This window comes from Emticicia sp. SJ17W-69 (assembly GCF_051209875.1).
Taxonomy (GTDB): domain Bacteria; phylum Bacteroidota; class Bacteroidia; order Cytophagales; family Spirosomataceae; genus Emticicia.
Map to the genome: position 1 here is coordinate 2,914,783 of NZ_JBNTQY010000001.1, position 24,888 is coordinate 2,939,670.

21 protein-coding genes are annotated in these 24,888 nt (G+C 32.7%); 14 read left to right on the top strand and 7 right to left on the bottom strand.

Annotated features, from left to right (window positions below; translation table 11 throughout):
• The first annotated feature begins 2 nt into the window (after positions 1 to 2).
• From ACQUQZ_RS11880 to hslV, 3 genes are all read left to right on the top strand, one after another.
• Positions 3 to 2,177 carry a hypothetical protein gene (locus ACQUQZ_RS11880; RefSeq protein ID WP_435355150.1) on the top strand — a complete coding sequence of 725 codons (2,175 nt, stop codon included), beginning with the start codon at positions 3 to 5 and terminating at the stop codon, positions 2,175 to 2,177.
• 185 nt (positions 2,178 to 2,362) lie between these two features.
• Positions 2,363 to 3,973: a 2-oxo acid dehydrogenase subunit E2 gene (locus ACQUQZ_RS11885; RefSeq protein ID WP_435355151.1), complete on the top strand. Its 1,611-nt coding sequence runs from the start codon at positions 2,363 to 2,365 to the stop codon at positions 3,971 to 3,973.
• Positions 3,974 to 4,099: 126 nt separating this feature from the next.
• Positions 4,100 to 4,636, top strand: coding sequence for an ATP-dependent protease subunit HslV (hslV, locus tag ACQUQZ_RS11890; RefSeq protein ID WP_435355152.1), 537 nt, complete (start codon positions 4,100 to 4,102; stop codon positions 4,634 to 4,636).
• A gap of 50 nt (positions 4,637 to 4,686) precedes the next feature.
• Here hslV and ACQUQZ_RS11895 read toward each other — a convergent pair whose 3' ends face one another.
• From ACQUQZ_RS11895 to ACQUQZ_RS11905, 3 genes are all read right to left on the bottom strand, one after another.
• Positions 4,687 to 5,067, bottom strand: a complete 381-nt coding sequence (locus ACQUQZ_RS11895; protein WP_435355153.1) for a sugar 3,4-ketoisomerase — start codon at positions 5,065 to 5,067, stop codon at positions 4,687 to 4,689.
• Positions 5,068 to 5,163: 96 nt separating this feature from the next.
• Positions 5,164 to 6,954, bottom strand: coding sequence for a hypothetical protein (locus tag ACQUQZ_RS11900; protein ID WP_435355154.1), 1,791 nt, complete (start codon positions 6,952 to 6,954; stop codon positions 5,164 to 5,166).
• Positions 6,955 to 7,032: 78 nt separating this feature from the next.
• Positions 7,033 to 7,749, bottom strand: a complete 717-nt coding sequence (locus tag ACQUQZ_RS11905) for a glucosamine-6-phosphate deaminase (protein ID WP_435355155.1) — start codon at positions 7,747 to 7,749, stop codon at positions 7,033 to 7,035.
• 150 nt (positions 7,750 to 7,899) lie between these two features.
• Between ACQUQZ_RS11905 and ACQUQZ_RS11910 the strand changes: the two genes are divergently transcribed.
• The 7 genes from ACQUQZ_RS11910 to ACQUQZ_RS11940 all read left to right on the top strand — a co-directional run bounded on the left by ACQUQZ_RS11910 (position 7,900) and on the right by ACQUQZ_RS11940 (position 18,154).
• Positions 7,900 to 10,335: a DUF5686 family protein gene (locus ACQUQZ_RS11910; protein ID WP_435355156.1), complete on the top strand. Its 2,436-nt coding sequence runs from the start codon at positions 7,900 to 7,902 to the stop codon at positions 10,333 to 10,335.
• 398 nt (positions 10,336 to 10,733) lie between these two features.
• A complete protein-coding gene (locus tag ACQUQZ_RS11915) occupies positions 10,734 to 12,611 on the top strand; it encodes a histidine kinase (protein ID WP_435355157.1) in 1,878 nt (625 codons plus the stop codon).
• A gap of 95 nt (positions 12,612 to 12,706) precedes the next feature.
• The gene (locus tag ACQUQZ_RS11920; RefSeq protein WP_435355158.1) at positions 12,707 to 13,351 is read left to right on the top strand and encodes a response regulator transcription factor; all 645 of its coding nucleotides are present in this window, start codon (positions 12,707 to 12,709) and stop codon (positions 13,349 to 13,351) included.
• 81 nt (positions 13,352 to 13,432) lie between these two features.
• Positions 13,433 to 15,094, top strand: coding sequence for a hypothetical protein (locus tag ACQUQZ_RS11925; RefSeq protein ID WP_435355159.1), 1,662 nt, complete (start codon positions 13,433 to 13,435; stop codon positions 15,092 to 15,094).
• A 2-nt stretch (positions 15,095 to 15,096) separates the two neighbouring features.
• Positions 15,097 to 15,417 carry a LytTR family transcriptional regulator DNA-binding domain-containing protein gene (locus ACQUQZ_RS11930; protein ID WP_435355160.1) on the top strand — a complete coding sequence of 107 codons (321 nt, stop codon included), beginning with the start codon at positions 15,097 to 15,099 and terminating at the stop codon, positions 15,415 to 15,417.
• 34 nt (positions 15,418 to 15,451) lie between these two features.
• On the top strand, positions 15,452 to 16,609 hold the full coding sequence (locus ACQUQZ_RS11935) for a C1q-like domain-containing protein (protein ID WP_435355161.1): 1,158 nt from the start codon (positions 15,452 to 15,454) through the stop codon (positions 16,607 to 16,609).
• 228 nt (positions 16,610 to 16,837) lie between these two features.
• Positions 16,838 to 18,154: a hypothetical protein gene (locus ACQUQZ_RS11940; protein WP_435355162.1), complete on the top strand. Its 1,317-nt coding sequence runs from the start codon at positions 16,838 to 16,840 to the stop codon at positions 18,152 to 18,154.
• Here the strand turns inward: ACQUQZ_RS11940 and ACQUQZ_RS11945 are convergent.
• The gene (locus ACQUQZ_RS11945; RefSeq protein ID WP_435355163.1) at positions 18,140 to 19,090 is read right to left on the bottom strand and encodes a 1-aminocyclopropane-1-carboxylate deaminase/D-cysteine desulfhydrase; all 951 of its coding nucleotides are present in this window, start codon (positions 19,088 to 19,090) and stop codon (positions 18,140 to 18,142) included. The two genes, ACQUQZ_RS11940 and ACQUQZ_RS11945, sit on opposite strands and share 15 nt — an antisense overlap.
• Positions 19,091 to 19,124: 34 nt before the next feature.
• Between ACQUQZ_RS11945 and ACQUQZ_RS11950 the strand changes: the two genes are divergently transcribed.
• Together ACQUQZ_RS11950 and ACQUQZ_RS11955 are read left to right on the top strand one after the other, a co-directional pair.
• Positions 19,125 to 20,159, top strand: coding sequence for an RluA family pseudouridine synthase (locus ACQUQZ_RS11950; RefSeq protein ID WP_435355164.1), 1,035 nt, complete (start codon positions 19,125 to 19,127; stop codon positions 20,157 to 20,159).
• A gap of 104 nt (positions 20,160 to 20,263) precedes the next feature.
• Positions 20,264 to 20,716: a GNAT family N-acetyltransferase gene (locus ACQUQZ_RS11955; protein ID WP_435355165.1), complete on the top strand. Its 453-nt coding sequence runs from the start codon at positions 20,264 to 20,266 to the stop codon at positions 20,714 to 20,716.
• 95 nt (positions 20,717 to 20,811) lie between these two features.
• Here ACQUQZ_RS11955 and ACQUQZ_RS11960 read toward each other — a convergent pair whose 3' ends face one another.
• On the bottom strand, positions 20,812 to 21,054 hold the full coding sequence (locus ACQUQZ_RS11960; RefSeq protein WP_435355166.1) for a hypothetical protein: 243 nt from the start codon (positions 21,052 to 21,054) through the stop codon (positions 20,812 to 20,814).
• Positions 21,055 to 21,171: 117 nt separating this feature from the next.
• Here ACQUQZ_RS11960 and ACQUQZ_RS11965 point away from each other — a divergent pair, with 117 nt between their 5' ends.
• Both ACQUQZ_RS11965 and ACQUQZ_RS11970 read left to right on the top strand, forming a co-directional pair.
• Entirely contained in the window at positions 21,172 to 22,302 is a 1,131-nt protein-coding gene (locus ACQUQZ_RS11965; protein WP_435355167.1) for a hypothetical protein, read from the top strand.
• Between the two features lie 117 nt (positions 22,303 to 22,419).
• A complete protein-coding gene (locus tag ACQUQZ_RS11970; RefSeq protein WP_435355168.1) occupies positions 22,420 to 23,052 on the top strand; it encodes a 3-keto-disaccharide hydrolase in 633 nt (210 codons plus the stop codon).
• Between the two features lie 63 nt (positions 23,053 to 23,115).
• Here ACQUQZ_RS11970 and ACQUQZ_RS11975 read toward each other — a convergent pair whose 3' ends face one another.
• Positions 23,116 to 24,108 (bottom strand): polysaccharide deacetylase family protein, encoded by a 993-nt coding sequence (locus ACQUQZ_RS11975; protein ID WP_435355169.1) that lies wholly within the window; start codon positions 24,106 to 24,108, stop codon positions 23,116 to 23,118.
• Positions 24,109 to 24,113: 5 nt separating this feature from the next.
• The gene (locus tag ACQUQZ_RS11980; RefSeq protein ID WP_435355170.1) at positions 24,114 to 24,863 is read right to left on the bottom strand and encodes an NIPSNAP family protein; all 750 of its coding nucleotides are present in this window, start codon (positions 24,861 to 24,863) and stop codon (positions 24,114 to 24,116) included.
• Between the last annotated feature and the right edge of the window lie 25 nt (positions 24,864 to 24,888).

The following is a 24,888-nucleotide window of genomic DNA, read 5'->3' on the forward strand; positions in this document are numbered from 1 at the left end:
TTATGCCATTATTATTAGCCCTATTTATCATAATTGGATTATTTTTACTTCATAAAAATAATCCAATTAATGGACTTAGAGTCGCTGTCCTAAAAGCCCTGCTTACTTATTCGGTTTTTGTTTTTTTCATCACCGAAATATTAGGTAATCTTTGTCTATTATACAGTACATATATCACTGGTACTTATCTTTTGTTTGCGTTCAGTATCTTTTTGTATCTTTTTTACAAAAGAATTCTTCAAATACATCAGCCTTTTTTCTCAAGTAAAATCTATTCTGAATCAATATATAATTTTTTTCCAAAAAGCATTTTTGCTTTTTTTTTGCTGATTGTTCTGACACTTCTTTTTTTAACAATCTACATTACACCAAATAATACTGATGCCCTTGGTTATCATATTGCAAGAGCGATGTTTTGGATTCAAAATCAAAATTTATTTCATTACCCAACTTCAAGTGCCTATCAATTATATTACAATGTTTTTTCTGAATACTTACTTTTACATACAATTGTATTGTCTGGAGGTGATGGTTTTGTAAATTCTGTTCATTTTGTGGCGTTTATAGGTACACTTTTCGCAACTTCATTGATTGGAAAAAACTTTGGAATGTCGAAAAAAGGGCAAGGGATTGTTGCCATTATCACTTGTACAGTTCCGATGGGAATTTTACAAGCAACAACCAGTCAAAATGATTATCTATCAAGTTTTTTTTTCTGTTGTACCCTTTATTTTGGTCTTCTGCTTTTCGAAAAAACAACAGAATCTTTTCAAGAAAACTTTAAATGGGCTATTTTGTCCTTACTATTGGCTGGCTTTACTAAGTATTCTATTTTTATGTATGGGCTTGGTTTTATTGCTTTTTTTGGCATATATCTACTAAAAACAGATTGGTTGAAATCAATCAAAATTGGCTTTGTTTCAATTGGTTTATTCTTAGTAACTTTTAGTGCTTTTTTTTACCGGAATTACATCGTATTTGGCAATATCCTTATGCCAAATGCCAAGAGTATGCTTTATTATAATTACAAAAATGAAGAATTAGGCATTAAAGTAACCTTATCAAATCTTTCAAAAATCATCGGTAATCATATTGGCTTACCTTTTAATTCTTGGAATTATGCTTATGACAAACTCATTGCCAAATTTCATGATTTAATTGGCTTCGATTTGAATAATAGCCATACAACCTTCGCATCTTATTTTACTATTTTTTCTATCGGAGAGGATTTTTCTGGCAATTTCATTCACTTTTTTCTTATTATCTTTTGTGGAATATGGTTGATCATCCATTTCAAGAAAAAAGAAGATAATCAAAGATTAGTTTTACTTTATTTTGCTTTATTATTTGTTGGACTAATCGCTTATGCTTCAGCTTTCAAATGGCAAACCTTTCATTCTCGTACACAATTACCATTCTTTTTAGCTGCTACTCCGGTGATTGGCTTTGTGCTTGTTGAACTTTCAAAAAAGTATCGTTGGCTAAGAAATGCAACTGTACTTTTGTTAATGATTGCTGCATTACCATATATTTACTGTAATTCGTTGAAACCAATTATGCCAATGGCATATTATTTCAAAAAAATGCTGGTTTATGTTCCATACAGTATTGGTGATAATGAAACTGCCTTAAAAAAGGAACAGTATCAAAAATTAGTAGAAAAAGGGTTATATCAAGAAACAATTCTTCATTTTAGTTCAAAAGCTTATAATATTACTCCTAATTTGACGAGAAACCAAAGGAAAGAGATTTTTGCAATGCTTGATAGCACCACCTATTATGATTTTGTAAAGCACAATGTTTTTGAACGAAAAGAATGGAAACAAGGCTATTTTACTTTTGACGATCAAACTTATCAAAACTTTAAAGGTATTTTTACTTTTCTTAGAAACAATGATTATCAAATTGGTTTAGCTACAAATAGTCAAATGATTCATCCTTTTTTTATGTTTGGTCGAGATAAATATGGTGATAAATTCAAACTATCTTATATACAATATCCACAAGATTTACAGTACTGTTATAATGCAAAGCGTCCTTTTACCTATACTGCAATCATAACTGATGATAAAACCTTGGTAAAAAGGTTAGAAAACAAGATTTTTTCAAAAAAATCATTTGGTCAATTTGATGTTTTATTGTTTCAAAATAGTCAAAATGATATTTTTTTACAATGATCTTATGTAATTTGCAATAATCTTAAAAATAAACTAAACTTTCTCTTTAGTTTTTAAGGACATTCGATTACTTTGTTATAATTTTGAGCGTTGAAAAAATTTACCCAGAAATATCGGTCAGAGCAAATACCGCTATGGAGTACCGACCTAAATTTACTATCTAAAATCTAAGCAAATAATAAAAAATGGCAGAAGTAATCAGAATGCCCAAAATGAGTGATACCATGACAGAGGGTGTCATTGCGGCATGGAATAAGAAAGTTGGTGATGTTGTAAAATCAGGTGATATTTTGGCAGAAGTCGAAACCGATAAGGCGACGATGGATATGGAGTCTTATTATGATGGAACCTTACTTTATATAGGAGTTGAAAAGGGTCAAGCAGTACCAGTTGATGCTATCATGGCTGTGATTGGTAAACCTGGAGAGGATTATCAAAGTCTTTTGACAGGTACACCTGCACCCGTTGCACCAGTAGCAGAACCTGCCCCAGTAGCCGCTACACCAGCTCCAGTTGCTACTCCTGCCGTTGATACTTCAAATATCAAAGCAAAAGTAGTAACAATGCCTCTTTTAAGTGATACCATGACTGAAGGTGTGATTCATACTTGGCTCAAAAAAGTTGGTGATAAAATTAAATCTGGTGATATTTTAGCTGAAATTGAGACAGATAAAGCTACTATGGAATTGGAAGCTTATGAAGATGGAACATTGTTATATATCGGTGTAGAAGCTGGGCAAGCAGCTAAAATTAATGCTGTTATTGCTGTTATTGGCGAGGAAGGAGCAAATTATCAAGCTCTTTTGGGTGCAGCTCCTGTAACTACAGCGGCTCCTACAAAAGAAGCAGAAAAACCTCAAGCAGTCGCTACTCCAGCACCTGCTCAAGCTACATCAGCCCCTGTACAAGCATCAAATAATAGTGGTAGAGTTTTGGCATCTCCATTAGCAAAAAAATTAGCAGAAGAAAAAGGTGTAAAATTAACCGAGATTAGTGGAAGTGGTGAAGGTGGAAGAATTGTAAAATCGGATGTTGATAATTTCACACCAAAAGCACCAGTTAGTGAAAAAACAGCTACTGTTACAGCTCCAGCCGTTGTATCGGGTGTTGAAAGTTATGAAGAAATCCCTTTGACTCAAATGCGTAAAGCTATAGCCAGAAGTTTGTCTGAATCACAATCTTCTGCTGTCGATTTCCAATTAACAATGGAAATTTGTATGGATAAAGCGATCCAAGCAAGGGAGGTGATGAATGAAGCTTCACCAGTGAAAATCTCATTCAACGACTTGGTTTTGAAAGCTTGCGGTGTAGCTTTGAAAAAACATCCAAATGTAAACTCTTCTTGGAGAGAAGACCATATCAGACGTAATCAACATGTACATATCGGTATGGCGGTTGCTATTCCAGAAGGATTAGTTGTTCCTGTAATTAGATTTGCTGATACTTTGCCATTGTCTGTTTTAGCAGCGACAACCAAAGACTTAGGTGGAAAAGCAAAAAATGGCAAACTTCAACCAAAAGACTGGGAAGGAAATACATTTACAGTAAGTAACTTAGGTATGTTTGGTATTGAGTCGTTTACTTCAATTATCAATAACCCTAAAAATGAATCTTGTATTCTTTCAGTTGGTGGAATTAAAGAGATTGTTGCTGTTAAAAATGGTCAATTTTATGCAACCAATGTAATGAAAATAACACTTACTTGCGACCACAGAGTTGTGGATGGTGCAACTGGAGCAGCTTTCTTGGTAACATTGAAACAATTGTTGGAAGAACCTTACAAATTATTAGTGTAAATCAATGAATGGCTGGATGATATAATTTTTAATCAGACATACATTCATACTTATATAATACAAATTCAATTGTGCCATGCTTTTAAGCGTGGCACAATTGCTTATTTAGAAGATAGATTAAAGAATATGCAAAAAATACATGCCACAACTGTTCTCGGTATCATTCACGAAGGTAAAGTAGCTCTTGGAGCCGACGGGCAAGCGACAATGGGTAATACAATCGCCAAAAGTAATGTCAGAAAAGTTCGTAAACTTTATGGAGGAAAAATCCTTGCGGGTTTTGCAGGCTCAACAGCAGATGCCTTTACTTTGATTGAGCGTTTTGAGGAAAAACTCAATTCTTATGGTGGAAACATGAAACGTGCAGCCATTGAATTAGCAAAAGATTGGCGAACTGATCGATTTCTAAGGAAATTAGAAGCAATGTTGATTGTAGCCAATGAAACAGAAATACTTATAATTTCAGGTACTGGCGATGTCTTAGAGCCAGATAATCAAATTGCAGCTATTGGTTCGGGCAGTATGTATGCTCAATCGGCCGCAATTGCACTGAAAAGGCATGCTTCAAACTTATCTGCTGAACAAATGGTACAAGAAGGATTAAATATTGCTGCTGATATATGTATATACACCAATCACAATATCATTATAGAAACAATTTAAATTTTGGTACTATTCTTCTTATAATTTTTTATTCTGGAAAGAAAAAAAATCTATTTTAAAACTCTCTCAGGATATTTCTCATAGATATAATCTTCTTTTTCATAATATCTATCCGAAAGAACCAAGAGAACTGCATCATCAGAAAAATCATACATTTGATGCCAGTCGCTTGGGTCAAGCAATAGGCATGTATCAGGTGTACTAAGTTCGAAAATTTGCGTTTCACTCCCATTATCGACAAAAACCTTACACTTTCCACTTACACAGGCAAGTGCAACCAATGCAAGTTTGTGACGATGCCCACCACGAATTTGATTTTTGGCATCATAAATATAAAATATTCGTTTAACTCCTTCGGGAAGTATTTTTTCAAAAACAGTTAAGCTCCCTTTTTCAGAAGAAAAGGTTTGTAAATGAAGTAATTTGGCCATTAGGCTTTATAATATTAAGTTGTTTAATATGTATTGCAAATTAAAGGTTTTTTCTAAATATAATATAAAACCTCAATATTTTATAATATTGTTTTTCTAACAGCCACAAGGGTAACGCATCTTTAAAGCTTTTTCCTTATTCACAAATTTATACCAATGTGGCGGTTTAGGTATAAAAACAACCCTTCCAGCACCTGGAAATACAGTTTTATGTGTAGCTTTTCCAAAGCTTTTTTGAATTTGTTCGTACATCTCACTTGAAATCAAATCTACATATAAATTTATTCCAACAAAGTCATTATATTGAAAGTATTTAATAAAATGCACCAATTGTTCATCTGAAAATTGATTAATAATTTTGGTAGATTTTTCCCAAGCTGTTGTGTCAGGCGTCATCCAATTACCTACTCCAATTTGCACAAAGCCATTCATGGCAGTTTTGGGTACATGACTATAATATCCACCAATAACCTTTTTATGATGAAATCGACTCATGGCATAAATATTACATGTTTTAGTGAAAATTGGGCATAAATTTTCTTTCAAACCTGCTCCATCTCCACCAACAATGCAAAAGGGAAAATCCATGACCGCTTCTCCTTTCTGCTGATTTATGTTTTCCAGATAGCCAAAAAAGTTTTTATCAAACTCAAATGGTTTCTGGCTATAACGATAACTATAAACCATTGACACTTCAAGTACAAAAAAGGTTGTAATCAATAATAAAAAAATATTTTTCTTCCTAAAACTTTGCCAATGGATTGGCAAAAAAAAGCAAGAAAAAATAACTGGAATCAAAGATGTAAATCTTGAAGGTACACGATTGTATGCACCCCATGGAAATATTTTTAATGTTGGAATTTTATTTGGGTGATAAAAAGTGGACATTAACAAAAGTATCATAAATGGCAAGAAAACAAGCCAATATTTAGTACGGTTTTTAAGAAAACCAGTGATTCCAAGCAACAAGCAAAACCACCCTGGACTACCCGAGCCAAGTCCTTCAGGCATATCCCTAACTGGCCAAATAAACGGATTCAGTAGCGTGTTAAAATACGGAAAAAAAGGTAATAACATCCTAACTGGATTACTCCAAAAGTGAGGAGCATTCCCATCATCAAGATGATAAGTTTTGGCTTCTGCATAAATTTGTAGTACCAAAGGCAAAAAGAAATATAATAAAATAATTGAAGGAATAGCCAACAAAAAATAATATGATGGCAATAATCTTAATTCACTTAGCCAAAATTTAAAATATTGACTAACTTGAAAATCTCCTTTAAAATACCTTTTTAGAAGAATAAATCCCACGACAATTAAACTTAATACAAAACTATTCAAAGCAAACCCACAGATATAGCCGAGATTCATGCCAAGTGTTGCTATCAGTATAAATGCTTTTAGGAATACCCATTTTAAAGAAATACTTTCTTTGAAAATTATGCGTTTGACAAGGATAAAATCAGAAAATAGACTTAGAATTGTCCAATGGATGGTACTATGGTTATAATGGTGAGGGTATTTATTAAGAGCATAAAAATTCAAAAAAGTGACCACAAATCCCACAAAAAAAGCTTTTTCATTACCAAATTCTTTTTTTAGAAGTAGATAAGTGCCTAAAAATGAAATGATTAAGCTAATAACATAATAATAATTAAGCCACGGGCCATGTCCAAAGTTACTATAAAAAAAAGCAAACCAATAATTACTCTCCAATGACCAATCAGAAAAAACTTGAGTAGTCCCAAAAGGATAAAAGGTATTATTATGATTGAAAGAAATATGAGGAAATGGGGCAAAATGTATATTTTCAGATAAATAGTAACCCACATATTCCCATTCATCAGTATCACCACCACCCGTCAGCGGTAATGAAAAATTTCTCACAAAAAAGATTCCGTAAAGAATCGGCAGCAAGATACTTAAAAAAAGAAACAGGTAATTTAGCTTTTTTTTTGTCATCACTTATATCAGCTTTGCTGCAGCTTCATCAAGCCAGATGTAAGAATTTGAATGTAATTTAAAAACAGTTGCAGGTAATTCAGTATTTGGTTCTTGTTCAACTGTCTCTTTCAAAATGTCTGCCTTCCGTTCGCCAGTTGCAATCAATATTGCAGATTTTGCTTCTAACAGATGCTTCAAACCAATTGTAATACCTTGTGTGAGTGTGGTATTTTCTGTAAAATATTTCTGTCCAACAGTGATTGTAATTTCTGCAAGGTCAGAGACATGACAATAATTATCAAAACTGGTACCAGGTTCATTCAATCCAATATGTCCATTTACCCCCACTCCTACTATAATTAAGTCGGCACCTCCTTTTTCAAAGAGTAATTTATCGACCCGTTCACATTCGGCTTGCAAATCATTAGATATCGAATCAAAAAAAGTGTATTGTTTAGGGCCTATTTTTAATGGTTTTAATAGGTTTTCCTCTACAATATATCGGCAACTACCTTCACTTGTAGCAGGTATTCCGACCCATTCATCTAAACCAATGATTGTAACTTCTTCAAAGTCCGCAGGTTGAGCTAATTCAACAATTTTTTTGTAGGTCAGTACAGGTGTATCGCCCGATGTGAGTATGAGTGTTGCCTTTGGATTATTTCTTACTAAATCAATAATAAATTGGGCAGTATGAATAGCTAATTGCTCAGGATTTTGAAATGTTTGTATTTGCATTTTTACTTAAGAAGCTAATTGAATAAGCCAAAGCTATTATTTAAATTTGAAATTTACAATTTCTAATTTAATAACTTTATGGAAAAAGTATTTTAAAATTAAACAACTAAACTGCCGTTACTAAGAATAATATGCTTAAAATCTGCTTTCATGTATAAAACTTTACTCATTTTCCTTATTCTACCTAAAATTCTGAATGCTCAAACCTTTTTGGCAAAAGGAAAAATCATTGATGAAAGTGATCAAAGCAAGCTCTCTTTTGTAAGTATTCGTCTTAAAAATACCCTAAAGGGTACTCAAAGTGATATTGAAGGAAATTTTACGATAAAAGTAAAATCTTTGAAAGATACATTAACTTTTAGTTTTATGGGTTATGAAAGTAAGCAACTTTCAATCAATGAATTACTCCAACAAAATGAGGGATTAGTTTTTTTGAAACAAAAAAACAAAGATTTAAATGAAGTTGTGGTCAGACCAAGAGAAAATCCTGCGTGGGAAATTATCAGAAGAGTTTTAAAAAACAAAGACCAAAATGACCCTGAGAAATTAGACACTTATCAATATAATTCGTATTCAAAAATTGACATTTCTATTGATAGTTTAAAAATCGTGTTTAAAAAAGACACCAATAAGATTGGAAGGAGAAAATCTGCAACATATTATATTCAAGAAAATTATTCAAAAGTAATTTATAAAAAGCCAGCAAAGAAAAAAGAAACAATCATCGCTTCGATTGGAAATTGGCCAGTTACTTATACTTACATTGCCAATACATTTCCTCTCGACATCAATCCATTTGGTTTTTATCATGAATTATTCAATTTTACACTTTTAAAAAGGTTTTATGTCAATCCTATTAATTCAAAAACATTCAAACAATACGATTTTGAACTAAAAGATACCCTTATTCACAAAGCAGATTCAACTTTTATTATTGCTTACAAACCTTATTATTCAAAAAACTTTGAAGGTTTAACAGGCATTTTACAAATCAATAGTGCATCTTATGCTTTAGAAAATATCAGTGCAAAACCAGCTGATACGCTTCAATTTACTACTTTTCAAATTAACCAACAATATAGTAAAATAGCCAATCAATGGTTTCCTTCTAAATCTGAAATCACCATTTTAGGCAATTATGATAAAAATAAGATTAATAGTTTTGGTTCGTTGAAGATAACAAACGTTTATAAAGATATAATAATTAACCAAACCATTGAGAACAAGCTTTTTGACGAATCAAACCGTGAAATGCTGCCAAATGCTACTAAAATTTCTAATGTAGCATTTAAAAAGTACAGATTAGATAGTTTGAGTAATCAAGAAATCGAAGCCTATCAACTTTTCCATAGAAGCAAAAAAACAGAAGATTTATTAAAAATAGATTCAATTGTTAATCCTTTTTTGATGGGTGCAATGGCTGGTGTACTTGAAATAGGAAAAGTTGATATATTGACTAACTTTTTGGTACAACTAAACAACAGCTATGAGAAAATAAGAATTGGCATAGGTTTACAAAATAATCAAAGATTAAAACCGAAATTCAGAATGATGGGAGCTGTAGGTTATGGCATTTTTGATCATAAACCTAAGTATCAGGGGATAATCAGTTGGCATATAACACCTGACAGATACAATAAATTGAGCATTTTTTATGAAAATGATTATAAAATTCCAGCAAATACCCGATTTTTACAGCCTAATTTTTATAATGAAGAACTAACTCCTATCCCCTATTCTATTAAAGATAGTATTCCTGTCAGAATTGATAAATTTAGGAAATATGGTATTTCTCTTCACTTTAAACCCATTCCATATACTTGGTGGAGAATTTCCCTTGAAAATGAATTAAGAATTCCTCAGTATAACTATCAATTTCAAGAATCTAAAACATTTCAAACCTCAGAAATTAAACTTGATATACGCTTTGCTTATAAAGAAATGCTGAATCGAATTGGAAGAATAGAAAATGTAATCAACCGTTGGTATCCAATTATCAACTTACAATTTATTAGGGCTATTCCCAATTTCAATGGAAATTATAACTATTGGAAAACCAGTGCGGATATGGAATATCAGATTCGTTTCAAGAAAATTGGTTTTACAACAATTAATCTAAATGGGGGCTACGCGATGGGAAAAATCCCCTATCCTTTTCTTTTTGGGGCATTAGGTGGGCGTGGAACTTTAAGTTTAAGTGCTAATAATAATTCTGATTCTTTCAAAACTTTAGATTATGGTGCATATCTATCAGATAAATATGTTTCCTTGACAGTCAAACATAACTTTGGCAGAACATTAATTCGTCCACGCAACAAGTTTTTCCAGCCTTCCATTTCTATATTCAATAATCTTATTTATGGTGCTTTGAAAACTCCTGAAGCTCATCAATTTATTCAATTTTCGACCTTTAATAAGGGTTATTTTGAAGTAGGAATTGAAATAAAAGACCTTTTTAGAATTCCAATCAAAAAAATCTTTATTGGCAGCGGTCTTGGACTTGCCTATCATTATGGAGCAAGCTCGGCAATTAATATCAAAGAAAATTTCAGGTTATATTGGCTGGGGATTTTACCAAGTTTTTAATTTATAGAAAATGCCGACACTCCAAGATAAATGTGATTTATTTGCAAAATGCGAAATAACAAGTAAATTTAAATTTAGTAAGCTACACAGCTACATTTTAAATTCAAAAACACCACTTAACTTTCTAATCATCCGAGAGTTTGCTCTCAAAATATTTATTTAAAGACATCATAACCTATTTTTAATGAAAAATATTTGCTCATTACTACTCTTACTAATTATAACTTTTGAATTACAAGCTCAAGTTCCTAAAACAGAAGATTCGTTAGCGATTTTACTCAAAACCAAGCCAAAAGACACGTTTTAAGTATGGGCATTACGTCCTTATATTCTAAAATTGATTTATTGATAAGGAAATTATAAAAAAAGCTAATTACCCTTTGAAAAAACATTTATAGATGAAAAACACCAATAAAAATATCTTTTCTTTTATCTTACTTCTATCTTTTTCTAATATTTGTTTTGGGAATAGTCAATCTAATTCTTTGGTTATATTACTAAAAAAAATCCCCCATGATACAAATTATGTTAGAACAGCAGAACGTTATGTATGGCATTTAATCAACCCTCTGGATGATGTAAAAAAAGCTGATTCTATTATAAAAGCAACTGAAAAGCTTGCACTTAAAATAAAGGATTACGAAGGCTATGCACGATTACATTGGTATGCTGGATTAATGAGATTTCGAGAAATTAAAATGAATGAGTCTTTAAAATACTATAAAGAAGTCGAAGAAATAATATATAAATATAATCTTTCTAATCATTTATTGCAAAAAGTTTATGCTGGTTATGGTTCATGCTATTATCATAACAATGAATTTGAAAAAGCACTGAAATTTTATTTCAAAGCAATTGAATTGACTGAAAAATACAAGTTAAGAGAATTTATTACACAAGCTTATATAGGTGTCTATGAAATTCTTCAATTATCAGACGTGGCAAAAGCAATTTCTTACACAAAAAAAATTCAAGAGGCAACCTATATAGATACAGACTACTCAATGCGGTTTTTAGGTGAACATGCACTTTTCAACTATGGTATTATTAAAAAAGACTTTGTTTATGCACGTGAACATTTAAAAAAATCAGAAAACTTTGCCATCAAATATTGTCGAAAATCAATGATTATTAATTGCTGGGTCGGTTATGGGCATCTTTATGCCTATTTAAACAAACTTGACGAGGGGTTTATTTATCTTTATAAAGCAAAAAAGTTGGCTGAAGAATTGAATATTGACGTCAGAAAAGCCCAAGTTTACGGCGGACTAGGTGATTATTTTTTGCTACAAAATAAATATAAAGAATCAGAAATGTATTTCTTAAAAATGCTTGAATTAAGCAAAAAAGACAATTTTGGTTTAGGGCAAAAGGAAGTTTATGAAGTACTCAGTAAAATTGGCGTAAAAACCAAAAATTTTCGTAAAGCTTATAAATACCAAAGTCTCGCACATACAATCAATGACTCTTTGTTCTCGGCAAACCTGGCTTCCAAGATAAATAAACTCGAAAAAGAAAAACAAGATGCAAATATAAAAGTACTTGAATTATCAAACAAAAATTCAGTTTTTCAGCGAAACATCATCCTTTTTGTAGGAATTTTGAGTCTATTATTCTCAATTTCAATAATTTTTCTTATCATAAATCGAAACAAATTAAAACGATTTAAAGCAGAACAATTGCTCAGAAACCGTATTGCAGCAGATTTGCATGATGAAATTGGGAGTACACTCAGCAGTATCTCTATTTTATCAGAATTGGTTGCCTACCAGCAAAAAAAGGGCGATTTTAAACCAGAAATAATGCAACAAGTGAGTAATGATTCGAGAGAAGTAATAGATAAAATGGATGATATTATTTGGACAATTAATCCCGAAAACGATGCTTTTTATAACCTTGAAACTCGTTTAAAATCTTTTGCAATACCATTATTTGAGTCAAAAGATATTGAATTCAAATTTGATTTTTCACCAGAACTTGAGTTTCTTAAAATTGACATGGGGAAACGACGTGATATTTATTTAATTTTGAAAGAAGCAGTCAATAATTTAATTAAATATAGTCAATGTAAAAATGCAATTATCAAAGGATCTATTCTAAATCATAAATTGATACTAAGTGTGATTGATGATGGAATTGGCTTTAAAAATAATGTTGAATCATTAAGAAATGGACTAAAAAACATGAATAATAGGGCTAAAAAAATTGGCGGAAATTTATTTATTGACAGCAATATTGGAAAAGGAACTATTATAAAATTAGAAATTGGTCTGTAATATTTGATAATCAAAGTGTCTTAAAATTATAGAAACCATATATTTATTCGATTGATACTTAACTTAAAAAGTGTTCAATTTGTTATCTAATAATTATGAGCGAAACAGTGATAAAAGTTGCACTTTACGAAGATAACGATACTTTACGAACAAGTCTAAGTCATTTACTTCAAAGTTCGGAGGAATTCAATTTTTTGGGTTCCTATCATTCACCAGTTGATATTATCCAACATTGTAAACATACACTTCCTGATGTCATTTTAATGGATGTTGATATGCCAATAATGAATGGAATTGATGCAACTAAACTTGTAAAAGAGCGATTTCCTCAAATAAATATACTAATATTAACAGTATTTGAAGACAAAGAGAAACTTTTTAGTGCCTTACAGGCAGGTGCATCTGGCTATCTTTTAAAAAAATCAAAAATAATTGAAATCATTGAGGCTATTCATGAAATTTATCATGGAGGCTCGCCAATGACACCTGCTATCGCACGTAAAGTTTTAGAGTATTTTTCGCTTCCAAAAATTATAAAAAACGAAGAAAATAACCTCTCAGAAAGAGAATTAGACATTTTGAAATGCCTTGTTGATGGCGATAGTTACAAAATGATTGCATCTAATTGCTACATAAGTATGGGTACTGTTCGTAGCCATATCAATAATATTTACAAAAAACTACATGTAAATTCCAAATCTGAGGCAGTTGTAAAAGCTTTAAAGGATAAATTGGTTTAATAAAAACCATATATTTATTCGATTGATGAGTATTGATTGAATATCGAAATTTGCGTGGTAATCAATCAACTCATCATACCCATGAAAAAGATATTTACATTTCTTTTAGTAACACTCATATTTTCGGCTTACGCTCAAAATACCTCAGAGACAACACTAACAGGTACAACATTACCTATTTTAAAAGTTAAGGGTTTTGGGCCATCAAGTTCACCAAGTATTACTCAAAAAATGTCAATTTTAGGTTATACTGGAACGCAATCTACTACGAATGAAACTGCAGGAATAATTGGATACTCAGATAACTCTACTATTGGCAATTATGGCCTTATTGGCTTAGCCAAAGGAGATAATGCTTCTAAAAATATTGGCTTATATGCTTACGGTGGTGGTGCGATTTCAAGCACAAATATTGGTATCTTGGGGGAATCAGATGTATTCAGTAGTACAGGAACTGGGGTAAGAGGTAAAGTAAATTCAAACTCCAATGCTACCGACTTAATGTATGGAGGCTATTTTATTTCAACTCCTACGAATGGGATTAATGGCTCTGCCAAATCTTACGGATTATATGCTACTTCACAAAGTGTGAATTCTGGAACAGTTGCAACAAGTACCGGTATTGAAGCAGAATCATTTGCATGGACTACCTTGAATTCATACGGAGTGAAGGGGACCTCTGCTGGGTTTGGTACTGGAGCTGAATATGGAGGATATTTTTTAGCAAACGGGATAAGTTCGGGTAATAAAACGGGAGTTTATGCAACCACAACTGGAAATGCAATCGTTGCAACTCGAACAGGAGTTCGTGCTGTTGTAACAGGTGCCGCAACTACTTCAGCTTATGGAACTTATTCAGAATCAAACAATTCAGATATTGGCAATTCGTATGGTGGTTATTTTGTGGGAAGTGGCACAGGTCTTGGTTCTAAATATGGTATTTATTCTACAGCAAGTGGTTCGGGAACTCTATTAGCAGCGTATTTGGATGGAAAAGTTGGAATCGGGACAAGTTCCGTTTCAACTAATGAAATATTAGAAGTTAATGGTAGAATGAGGATAAGACGGGGTGCATTTGCATCAGGTATTTGGTTGAATAATAGTGTTAATGGCACAGACATAACTGATGGTGCTTTTGTTGGATTAAATAATGAAACTTCAGGAAGTGAAACTGTCGGATTTTGGCTAAATGGAGCATTCAGATTTTTTGTTGATAGAGCAGGAAATACCACTATTGGCCGAAATGCTATCATTGGGAATAATGCTACTGTTACAGCTAATACAACAACAGCATCGTTAAATGTAAGTTCAACCGCAACAATTAATACTATAAATATTACCAACTCTTCGACTTTCAGCGGTAGCACCACATTTAACAATACAATTTCGGCTAACGATGGTTCTTTTAGTTCAAATCTAAATATTGGAGGACAAGCCACAGTAAACACGCTTAGTGTTGGTGGTGGTGGAACCATTTTTAAAATAAAGAAAGCAAGTGTGACAAGTACACTCAATTCTTTTGCGGGGAATACATTTACCTCACAAAACTTTACCGTTGCTGGAGCAGCCGTTGGTGATGTAGTATTAGCAACTCCTCAAGTAAGTATTGGCAGTGATATAATGATTAGTGAAGTATATGTGTCCGCTGCTGATACAATTACAATAAAATTTTATAAAACTACTGCAGGCTCTACGTTCCCGCAAAATAATTTTGTCTTCAATTTTGTAGTTTTTAAAATATAGCCATGAAAAATAAACCCAATCCTCAGCATTCCATTTTATTACAAAATGCTCACAACCAAGTAGTTAGGCTTGAAGGTGCAGAAAATTACACAAGATTTATCTTTGATGATGGTCGTACTCAACTAATGTCATATTCGCTTAAGATGTATAATAATTCACTTGAATTCCCATTCATAAGAGTAAGTAAATCTTGTATAGTAAACCTCCAATTTTATAAGAATTTTTGTTCAATAAATAAAAAAATACTACTCAGCGACGGTGCTGAAATTCAGGTTTCACGGCGAAGGTTAGGAGAAGTTTCAAAATTCATTGTGTTTACATAACTATTTGGTTATTAATATTTTAAACAAAATTTTTATGAAAATTTTTATCTTTTTTATTACTTTTATTTCTACTTTGAATGTTACTCTTGGGCAATCAGTCACTATTTCACCTAGTAAAATTGACACCAAACAAGATGAATTCAATAACAGTAGTATAACCTTAACAAGTCATTCCCAACCAAGTATTTTTGGAATTAGATATGCAGGTAATCTGGCTTCTCCATCATCTATTCCTGCTTCAACTTCTTTACTTGCATTATTTAGTAGAGGATATAACGGCACAACAATCTCTGGAATTACAGGTTTTATAAATTTTTCTTCAACCGAAAACTTTACCCCTTCAAGTAATGGAACAGCAATGATTTTTGGGACTGCAATCAATGGAACGACAACCGCATTTGAGAGAATGAGAATAACTCAAGATGGCAAAATCGGCATTGGCACTACAACAGTTTCTGCCAATGAAATTATGGAAATAAATGGTAGAATAAGACTTCGGAGAGGTGCATTTGCATCAGGCTTTTGGCTCAATAATAGTGCAAATGGAACAGCTTTGACTGACGGAGCATTTATTGGCTTGAATAACGAAACTGCTGGCTCAGAAACTGCTGGCTTTTGGCTAAACGGAGCTTTTCGTTGGTATGTTGATAGAAATGGTGGGACAACACAAAATTCTGCAACTGTATCGAATTTAGCAGGAACTGGCTTAAGAAATGTTTATGCCGATGCCAATGGCACTTTGACAACAACAGGAAATGCTGTAGCTTTTAGAGCAAAAAGGTCAAATACATTTGTATTTACATCAAATGGAGGAACAAATACAATTTATTTCGACAATGAAGAATATGATCCATCAAACGCATTCACGGCAACCACATCAAGTGGTATTTTTACTGCTCCAGAAACAGGCATTTATCATTTTGATATTTCTGTTGTAATTAACTGTACAGTAAACTCGCCAAGCACAGGTCAATATGTGAGATTAAGTATTCAAAATGCAAGTAATAATGAAATAGCATTTAAAGATTATTTTATTTTAAACAATGAGATTTTTTTCACAATTAATTTAAGTACTGACCTTCAGTTGAATTCAGGAATGCAAATCAGACCAGTCCTAATTAACCAAACTTCAGCATTAATTTCTCCAAGCAATGGCTCTTCAACGTACTTTAATGGCCATCTGATAAGATAACAACAGCCGTTAAAATCACCTAAAGATTTATAAAACCTTTTCGGGGCTTTTTTTTCAATTCATGCTCAAAGTCATTCTTTCCTCCTAAATTTCTCCCTACTTTTATTCTCAGATTTAAATGAAAAGCTTTTTCATTTAAATCTGAGAATTATGCTAATGATTTGTATGATTCTGTAACATTTCTAAATATAAATAATCTCATCTTTGAAACATAAAAAATCCATACCCATGAAAAAAATATTGAGTGTAGTTTTCATTTTTTTTATTACAAATTCTTGTAAAACAAAAGAAATTGTTCCAATACCACCCACTTTAGCGGTCGTTTCAACTTCCGAGCTAACAATCAACTCTGCTCGTCTTTCGAGTGAAATAAGTGATATTGGCAATCAATACATTTCTGATTATGGCGTTGTTTATTCTGAAACAAATGCAACGCCAACACTGGCAGACTCAAAAATTTCACACGGAGCAGTTGCAGCGTCTAATATTGTTCCAGTAAAATTTTCTGATGTGATTCAGGGCTTAAAACCCAGCACCAATTATTACGCAAGAAGCTATAGCATTATAGCATCTGGTGTAGTTTTTGGGCAAATTACTACATTCAAAACTACTGATATTATTCAACCATCAGTCAAAACAGATGCAGTCATTTTAGTTTTTGAAACTTCTGCCAAATTAAGAGGTATTATAGAAAGCAAAGGCACTTACGATGTAAGCGAATATGGTATTTGTTGGTCAGCAACTAATGCCATTCCAACAACTGCTGATTTTAAATCAAGTAAAACAAATCTAAGTGTTTTTCCTACAATTTACACAGAAGATGCTAATAATTTAACCCCAAACACTAGCTATTATTTTCGTGCATTTCTAGTTTCAAATGGGATAACTTCTTATGGTAATGTCTTGACTTTCAAAACATTGGCAATTTCTCAACCATCCATAAAAACTTTAGAAGCTAAAACAATTACAGTTAATTCTGTACAAATTAGAGGTTCTGTTGAAACAAAAGGCACTTATGATATTACAGAATATGGCATATGTTGGTCGCAACGATTTACAACTCCAACAACTGATCATTCAAAAGCTAAGATACTTGGCAATCTATCTACATTTCCTACAGTATTTACCGTAGATATAAACGAATTAGCACAAGGTGGAATCATTTATTACAGAGCATACATCATTTCAAATGGTGTGACAAGCTATAGTGATGTATTAAATTATACTTTAGAAGTAGATGGATTTCCAACTTTAACAACTGATGGCTCAATTAATCTCGACAATGCGTCTCAAAGATTACAAGCAACAATCAAAACAAAAGGTAATTATAATATTTCTGAATACGGAATTTGTTGGTCATTTGCTGTTCCTTATCCTACTATTACTGATGCAAAAATTAGTATATCAGAAAATTCAATGGTATTTCCAACAACATTTACAGTAGATGCGAAAGGATTACAAGCCCATGTGGTCTATTTTTACCGAGCGTATTTAATCTCAAATGGAGCCATTACATACGGTTCGGTAAAATCATTCATTCTTTAGCTGTAACCCTTGAATTCCACCCGTATGTATCAGGACAACAGTCGAATTTGGCATAATTTTCGATTTAATTAATTCATCAAACGCAAAAAACATTTTCCCTGAGTAGATATATTCAATTTCAAATGAATATTTTTCATAAAACGCCTCAATAAAATTCATTAATTGAGGTGTTTTTTTTGCATAACCCCCATGATGGCAATCCCATAATATCTCAAAATTATGCTTTTGATAACCAACATTACTTTCAACTAATCGACTAACTTCTTCTTGTAAATAATGTCCATTTTTTAAGACACAAATACCTATCACCTGCGTCTTGATAGCAGATTTTGCAATAATTCCAGAAATCGTTCCACCTGTTCCAACTGGGCAAATAATATAATCAGGAGCATAACCTAACTGTTCAGTAATTTCATCAACCATCTCTCCCACTCCACCTAAAGCAGATTCATTCGTACCACCTTCTGGAACTATTTTTGAATGAATAAAGGACTGAATGAGTGGATGATTTTGAGGATTTTCACGCATTGCTCGATAGTCATTTCTTGTGACAAAATGCAGTTTCATACCACATTCAGTAGCAAATTTGAGTGTTTGTGAGGAATTTATATTCAGCTCATCACCTCTGATGATGCCAATTGTTTCAAAATCAAAATATTTTCCAGCCGCCGCCGTTGCATAAATATGATTGGAATACGCACCGCCAAATGTAAGGATACTTCGATACCCTAAATGGCTTGCATTCAGCAAGTTATACTTCAATTTTCGCCATTTATTCCCAGAAATTTCGGGATGAATCAAATCATCTCTTTTCACAAAAACTTTTATACTTTTTTCATCAAATATTTTATCATTTAATTTCTGTAAAGGTGAGGGTATTCTTAGGATTTGATTTATTTGTTGGGAGAAAGTAGTATTTGCCGTAATTTCAGTCATTTTTATTGTAAATTTGTATCAAATTTAACGAAGAATGATAGAAGAACAAGAAAATTTAGACAATGATGAAGAGGACGAAATGTATGAACATCAACGTTTAGTAGTTGATAAAGGGCAAATTGCCATGCGTTTAGATAAATATCTTCCTCATTTCACCAAAAACATTTCCCGTAACAAAATACAAAATTCGATTGAAGCTGAAGCAATTAAAGTCAATGGGCTAACTGCCAAAGCAAGTTATAAAGTCAAACCTTTTGATGTTATTACGTTTTCGTTGCCTAAACCACCGCGAAATACGGAGTTAATTCCTGAAGATATTCCATTAAATATTGTTTATGAAGACGAAGATTTAATGGTCATCAATAAACCTGCTGGCATGGTAGTGCATCCAGCTGTTGGGCATTGGACTGGAACATTGGTCAATGGATTAATTCATTATTTACAGAATCTCCCAACTCATCGTAACGGTGAAATTCGCCCAGGCTTGGTACACCGCATTGATAAAGATACTTCTGGGCTATTGGTCATTGCGAAAAATGATTTTTCGATGACTTTCTTGGCAAAACAATTTTTCGAACATAGTATTGAACGTACATACTATGCTTTGGCTTGGGGTGTTCCAAAAGAAGAAACAGGAACTGTACATAATTTTATTGGCAGAAGTCTTAAAAATCGTAAAATTTGTGACGTTTTTGAAGATGGATTTCACGGAAAAGAATCAATCACGCATTATAAAATATTGAAAGATTTGCGTTATGTTTCGTTACTCCAATGTAATTTAGAAACAGGTCGAACACATCAAATTAGAGTTCACATGAAGCATTTAGGTCATCCTCTTTTCAGTGATGCCGAATATGGTGGCGATAAAATTTTGCGTGGCCAAGTTTTCAGTAATTATAAGAAATTTGTCGAAAATTGCTTTGAAACGATGCCTCGACAAGCATTACATGCCAAAACATTAGGTTTCGTACATCCAAGAAGCAAAGAATGGATGCAGTTTGATACTGAATTACCCGAAGATTTTTCAAACGTTATAGAAAAATGGGAAGGGTATTTGAATGCAAATTAGTACATAAAAACTTTGATTTAAGAGAAAAAAATATTCGACGGAATAGCTATTAACCAATTACAGTAAAAAATATTGACTATAGTCTTTGGACAATCGAAAAAAATATGAAAATTAAAATCAGAAAAATTAAAAAGACAGATGTACAAAGGGTTTTTGACCTTGTTTATGAATTGGCAGTTTATGAAAAAGCTCCTGAACAAGTTACCAATACTGTTGAAATGATGCTTAAAGATGGTTTTGGAAAAAACAAAATCTTTGGTTGTTTTGTGGCAGAGGTGGACGGTGTTGTGCAAGGAATTTCATTATATTATTACAGATATTCTACTTGGAAAGGCAAAAGATTATATCTAGAAGATATTGTGGTAACAGAAGAAATGCGTGGACACGGGCTTGGAAAATTGCTTTTTGATAAAGTTATTGAAGAAGCTAAAAACACCGAATGTACTGGAATGATGTGGCAAGTGCTTGATTGGAACGAACCAGCCATCAATTTCTATCGTAAAAACTTTCCAACAAGATTTGATGAAGGTTGGATCAATTGTCATTTGGATTTTTGATAGTCCACTGACGACGGGCAATAGACGACAGAAAGAATCAATAGATTTCAGTAGAACGGAACGCCGCCCTCTATTGACCAAAAACTTTGGACTGGCTAATTCCTTTGTCGTTCCATTCTGCGACGTTCTTTTTGTAGTTTTTGCTGTTTTTTTCGATCTTTCATGGCCTTTTCGCCAATATAATGTATTTTTCCTTTCCAAATTTTTCTTGGATTGAATGTTCTACTACCGTGCTTATGTTCCATTTCGACTCGGCACGACTTTATCGGGCATGGGCGATAGACATAGCAACTTTGAAGAAATACCAACAAAAAGAGTATAAAAGCAAGTTTTTTCATTAAAACTCAAACGACAAAACCGTAGATTTATTTTTTATTTCGTCCAAAATCAGAAAAAGTCTGTAAAATTAATACTTTCAATCTTCTAAATTTAGTAAAGATTATATTTTCCTTCGCATGTCAGAACTCATACAAATAAAGTCTGAAAATTCAGCAGTTTTAAGCAAACTTCAAAAACAATTTAATTCAAGTATTCAAAAGATTAATAATCTTAAAAATTTGGCTGTTTTCATCAAACAAGAAGTTGAACAAATACAAATCAAAATTTCGACTGATATACTTCCACTTGAACAAAAACTGATAGCTATACAAATCAAAGAAATCATTCATTTAGATTCACTTTATCAAGAAAATTACTTCAAAAAACGAGATAATGAAACTTTATCTGCCATGATTTTTGAGCGAGCCAATAGCTATATTGGGCGTTTTCCTTCAGAAGAATTATCAGCTATTTTTTCTCGACATAATGACGGGGTGAGTTACGAAGAACTGGTAAATCAAGTAAATAATGATACTTCTGAAACCATAAAAGATTCATTTTCTTCGATGTTTGGAATGGAATTCGATGAGGATATTGATTTGAGCGACCCAGAAAAGTTTCAGGCATATTTTGACCAACAAATTGACGCTGACAATGCTGACTACGAAACAAGAAAAGCCAATAAAACCAAATCAGCAAAACAACAGGAAAGAGAGGAAAAAAAGCGACAAGATGAGAAAAATTTAAATCGAACCAGTCGGCAGATTTATATGGAATTGGTCAAACAATTTCATCCTGATAGAGAAAAAGATGAATTGGAAAAAGAGAAAAAAACGCTTTTAATGCACCGAATTACGGAAGCCTATGAAAAAGATGACCTTTTTGATTTGCTCCGTTTGCGACTTGATTTGATGGGAACTGATTTTGAACATTCCAAAAATGATAATCTGAAATATTATGTCAAATTACTGAAACAACAAATTGTTGAATTAGAAAATGAAATTGCTGAACTGCAATCTTTTGGTCAAACTTCATTTTTTGGCCCTTCTCTTTATGAACGTTTTGGCTCAGATAGCTATCAAACTTTAGAAACTAAGTTTAAGAAAGAAGTAGCAGCGATAAAAAAAGCCATCAAAGAATCAGAAAAGCAATTGCCTTTTTATAGAGATTATACCCAAGTAAAATATTTAATTGATTCGTATCGACAAGAGCAAAAGTACAAAAATAGACGAGGTTTTGATTTGAATGATGTTTTGGGGAGGATGTAACACCTTTTTATTATTTTCACCCTAAGGTTTAAAGTAGTTTTTTAGTCTTTTGAAAAAAGTCTTATCTATTTTGATTAATTTGCTACATTATTATTCAACCTTACAAATTTCTCAATCATGAAAAAAACAAGCTCTTTTATTGCTTTAATAATCTTATTATCAGTCAGTTTTGGATTTATTCAAAACCATAAAAAACCTAAATGGGTATCTCTTTTTGATGGTAAAACTCTAGATGGCTGGAAAGTTGGCGAAAATGCCAGTTCTTTCAAAGTCGAAGACGGTGCAATCGTTGTCAACGGCCCAAGAGGGCATTTATTTTATGATGGAAAAGTAGGTGAACATAATTTTAAGAACTTTGAATTCAAGGCCAAAGTGATGACAACACAAGGCTCAAACTCTGGTATTTATATTCATACGCTTTACCAAGAAGGTGGCTGGCCATCAAAAGGTTATGAAGTGCAAGTAAATAATTCACATACAGATTGGAAACGTACTGGCAGTTTGTATGATATTCAAGATGTAAAAGAAGTATATGTTCAAGACAATGTTTGGTACACCGAACAAGTCATTGTTCAAGGAAAACATATTATTACAAAAATCAATGACAAAATAGTTGTGGATTATATTGAGCCTGACCAAGTTGACCGTAAGGACAGAAAACTCAGCAGTGGTACATTTGCTTTACAAGCCCATGACCCTAAAAGTAAAGTCTATTACAAAGACATCATGGTGAAACAATTGCCAGATTGATATTTTAAAGATACTTCAACAATAAAAGGGCCATTTTCAATATTGGAAATGGCTCTTTTAATATTACTTTACTTTATCACGTCGTTGCTTCAATTCTCGCCAAGTAGTTAAGATAATTCCATTATCTTGAATATATTTTTTCAAAACTGGATCTATCATGGCAAGCATATCACCTCTACGAGTATTGCCTGAGTCAGAAATATGTTCAAAAACTTCTGTTGGAGATGTACAGTGCATAATTACCATTGTCACACCTGCCTGCAAATCTTTGAATGATTCAATGTATTTCTGAGTTTTGTATTGCTGTAATGTTTTTTCGTCAGGATTTTTTACTTTATCCATTGTCCAGCCATAACTAATATTATGCAAATCATCCAACACAGGCAAACCTGCTGCCCATAGCATCTTTCCAATTTTCTGAGCTTGTTCAAGAGTCAAACCTGCCGCACCATCTTTCATAATCATGGTATCATGTCCACCAGGAAACATGACAGGTATTTTTTGTTCGATTCCAACTTTGAAATATCGCTCTAAATAATCTTGACGAGCAAAAAGCGTTCCCATGTGCGAGTCCATGTGCGTAGGTTCAAAACCCATTGCTCTGGCACGCTCCAACTGACTTCTAATTTCTTTTTCAATTTCATCCGCAGTTGCATGCTTGGCAGTTTCTTCCACACTTCTCCACATGGCACCTTCAGTATCAACTAAATTCGGCACAGTTGGCTTTCCAGACAAAGGTCCCCAACGATAATCTTTCCATTCAGAAGTTAAAGTTAGGTGTAAGCCTGCATCAATATTTGGATGATTTTTGAGATAATGTACAAATCCTGGTACCCACGAACAAGGCATCATAACACTCATAGAAGTGGCTACTCCCTCCTCCACTGCTTTGATTGCTCCAATATTTGAATCGTAAGACATACCCACATCATCCACGTGCATAATGATTACTTTCGCTCCTTTGGGATAGCCTAATTTTTCAGCATACGTTTCATTTTGAGCTTGTGCAAACAAGGAAATACTTGCAAAAATCACCAATAAAATATAGTTTTTCATACAATTTATAGTTGAGAATAAGATAATGGTAACAAGAAAACACGAATGATACGAGAAACAGCATTGGCATATTCGGGAGCAGCAGATATGCGTTTCCAGTCGGCATTGGCACTAAAATCTTTCCAGTTGGCATCTCTTTCTTCCATGTTTTTGAATGCCAACATATACGTCAAGCAAGGCATGTGTTCGCCTGCAATCACTTCTCCAAAGAAAACTGAATTCAATTTGGTGGTTTTGAAAATGCCAATTTCTTCATCATTAAACATCTTTCTTTTTCTGCGTGCTGCATCTTCTGAATAGCTTTCGTAGATTCTCAACTCCAGCAATTTCTGCTCAGCAGTTGGTTTGACAAGTTGGGGTAAGCCATCAAAAGCATTCATTAATGAAGAAGTATATCTAAAATAAGGTGCTTTATCTGGTGGTAAATTATTATATTCTTGACTCGCCTTGATGAATTCTTCATCGGTCTTAATTTTTTCATTGATTACACCAAAATCTGCTATTGAAGAATATGGAATTAATAAATATATTTTGGCAGGGTCAGAATTTCCCATTTCTCCAAAAGCTCCTATATTTTTGACTCCATATTTATTAAATGCAGGAATTAAGGCATTTTTGAAGTAATTTTCAAGGTTTGAACGAGGTGAACCAAAGCGTAGTTCATAAGTACGAAGTTCATACAATTCTTTTTTAACTTGTGCAAACACAGTATTTGTTGTAAAAAACAGAAAAACAATTAAGTTGATTTTTTTCATTAGATTTATAATTGAATAGATAAAT

Bases quoted from the DNA above. Each gene is read 5' to 3' on its own strand.
- ACQUQZ_RS11885 (WP_435355151.1), top strand. From the start codon at position 2,363: ATGGCAGAAGTAATCAGAATGCCCAAAATGAGTGATACCATGACAGAG.
- ACQUQZ_RS11920 (WP_435355158.1), top strand. From the start codon at position 12,707: ATGAGCGAAACAGTGATAAAAGTTGCACTTTACGAAGATAACGATACT.
- ACQUQZ_RS11975 (WP_435355169.1), bottom strand. From the start codon at position 24,108: ATGAAAAACTATATTTTATTGGTGATTTTTGCAAGTATTTCCTTGTTT.
- ACQUQZ_RS11970 (WP_435355168.1), top strand. From the start codon at position 22,420: ATGAAAAAAACAAGCTCTTTTATTGCTTTAATAATCTTATTATCAGTC.
- ACQUQZ_RS11950 (WP_435355164.1), top strand. From the start codon at position 19,125: ATGATAGAAGAACAAGAAAATTTAGACAATGATGAAGAGGACGAAATG.
- ACQUQZ_RS11955 (WP_435355165.1), top strand. From the start codon at position 20,264: ATGAAAATTAAAATCAGAAAAATTAAAAAGACAGATGTACAAAGGGTT.
- ACQUQZ_RS11880 (WP_435355150.1), top strand. From the start codon at position 3: ATGCCATTATTATTAGCCCTATTTATCATAATTGGATTATTTTTACTT.
- ACQUQZ_RS11980 (WP_435355170.1), bottom strand. From the start codon at position 24,863: ATGAAAAAAATCAACTTAATTGTTTTTCTGTTTTTTACAACAAATACT.
- ACQUQZ_RS11905 (WP_435355155.1), bottom strand. From the start codon at position 7,749: ATGCAAATACAAACATTTCAAAATCCTGAGCAATTAGCTATTCATACT.
- ACQUQZ_RS11930 (WP_435355160.1), top strand. From the start codon at position 15,097: ATGAAAAATAAACCCAATCCTCAGCATTCCATTTTATTACAAAATGCT.
- ACQUQZ_RS11960 (WP_435355166.1), bottom strand. From the start codon at position 21,054: ATGAAAAAACTTGCTTTTATACTCTTTTTGTTGGTATTTCTTCAAAGT.
- hslV (WP_435355152.1), top strand. From the start codon at position 4,100: ATGCAAAAAATACATGCCACAACTGTTCTCGGTATCATTCACGAAGGT.
- ACQUQZ_RS11925 (WP_435355159.1), top strand. From the start codon at position 13,433: ATGAAAAAGATATTTACATTTCTTTTAGTAACACTCATATTTTCGGCT.
- ACQUQZ_RS11945 (WP_435355163.1), bottom strand. From the start codon at position 19,090: ATGACTGAAATTACGGCAAATACTACTTTCTCCCAACAAATAAATCAA.
- ACQUQZ_RS11910 (WP_435355156.1), top strand. From the start codon at position 7,900: ATGTATAAAACTTTACTCATTTTCCTTATTCTACCTAAAATTCTGAAT.
- ACQUQZ_RS11915 (WP_435355157.1), top strand. From the start codon at position 10,734: ATGAAAAACACCAATAAAAATATCTTTTCTTTTATCTTACTTCTATCT.
- ACQUQZ_RS11895 (WP_435355153.1), bottom strand. From the start codon at position 5,067: ATGGCCAAATTACTTCATTTACAAACCTTTTCTTCTGAAAAAGGGAGC.
- ACQUQZ_RS11940 (WP_435355162.1), top strand. From the start codon at position 16,838: ATGAAAAAAATATTGAGTGTAGTTTTCATTTTTTTTATTACAAATTCT.
- ACQUQZ_RS11935 (WP_435355161.1), top strand. From the start codon at position 15,452: ATGAAAATTTTTATCTTTTTTATTACTTTTATTTCTACTTTGAATGTT.
- ACQUQZ_RS11965 (WP_435355167.1), top strand. From the start codon at position 21,172: ATGTCAGAACTCATACAAATAAAGTCTGAAAATTCAGCAGTTTTAAGC.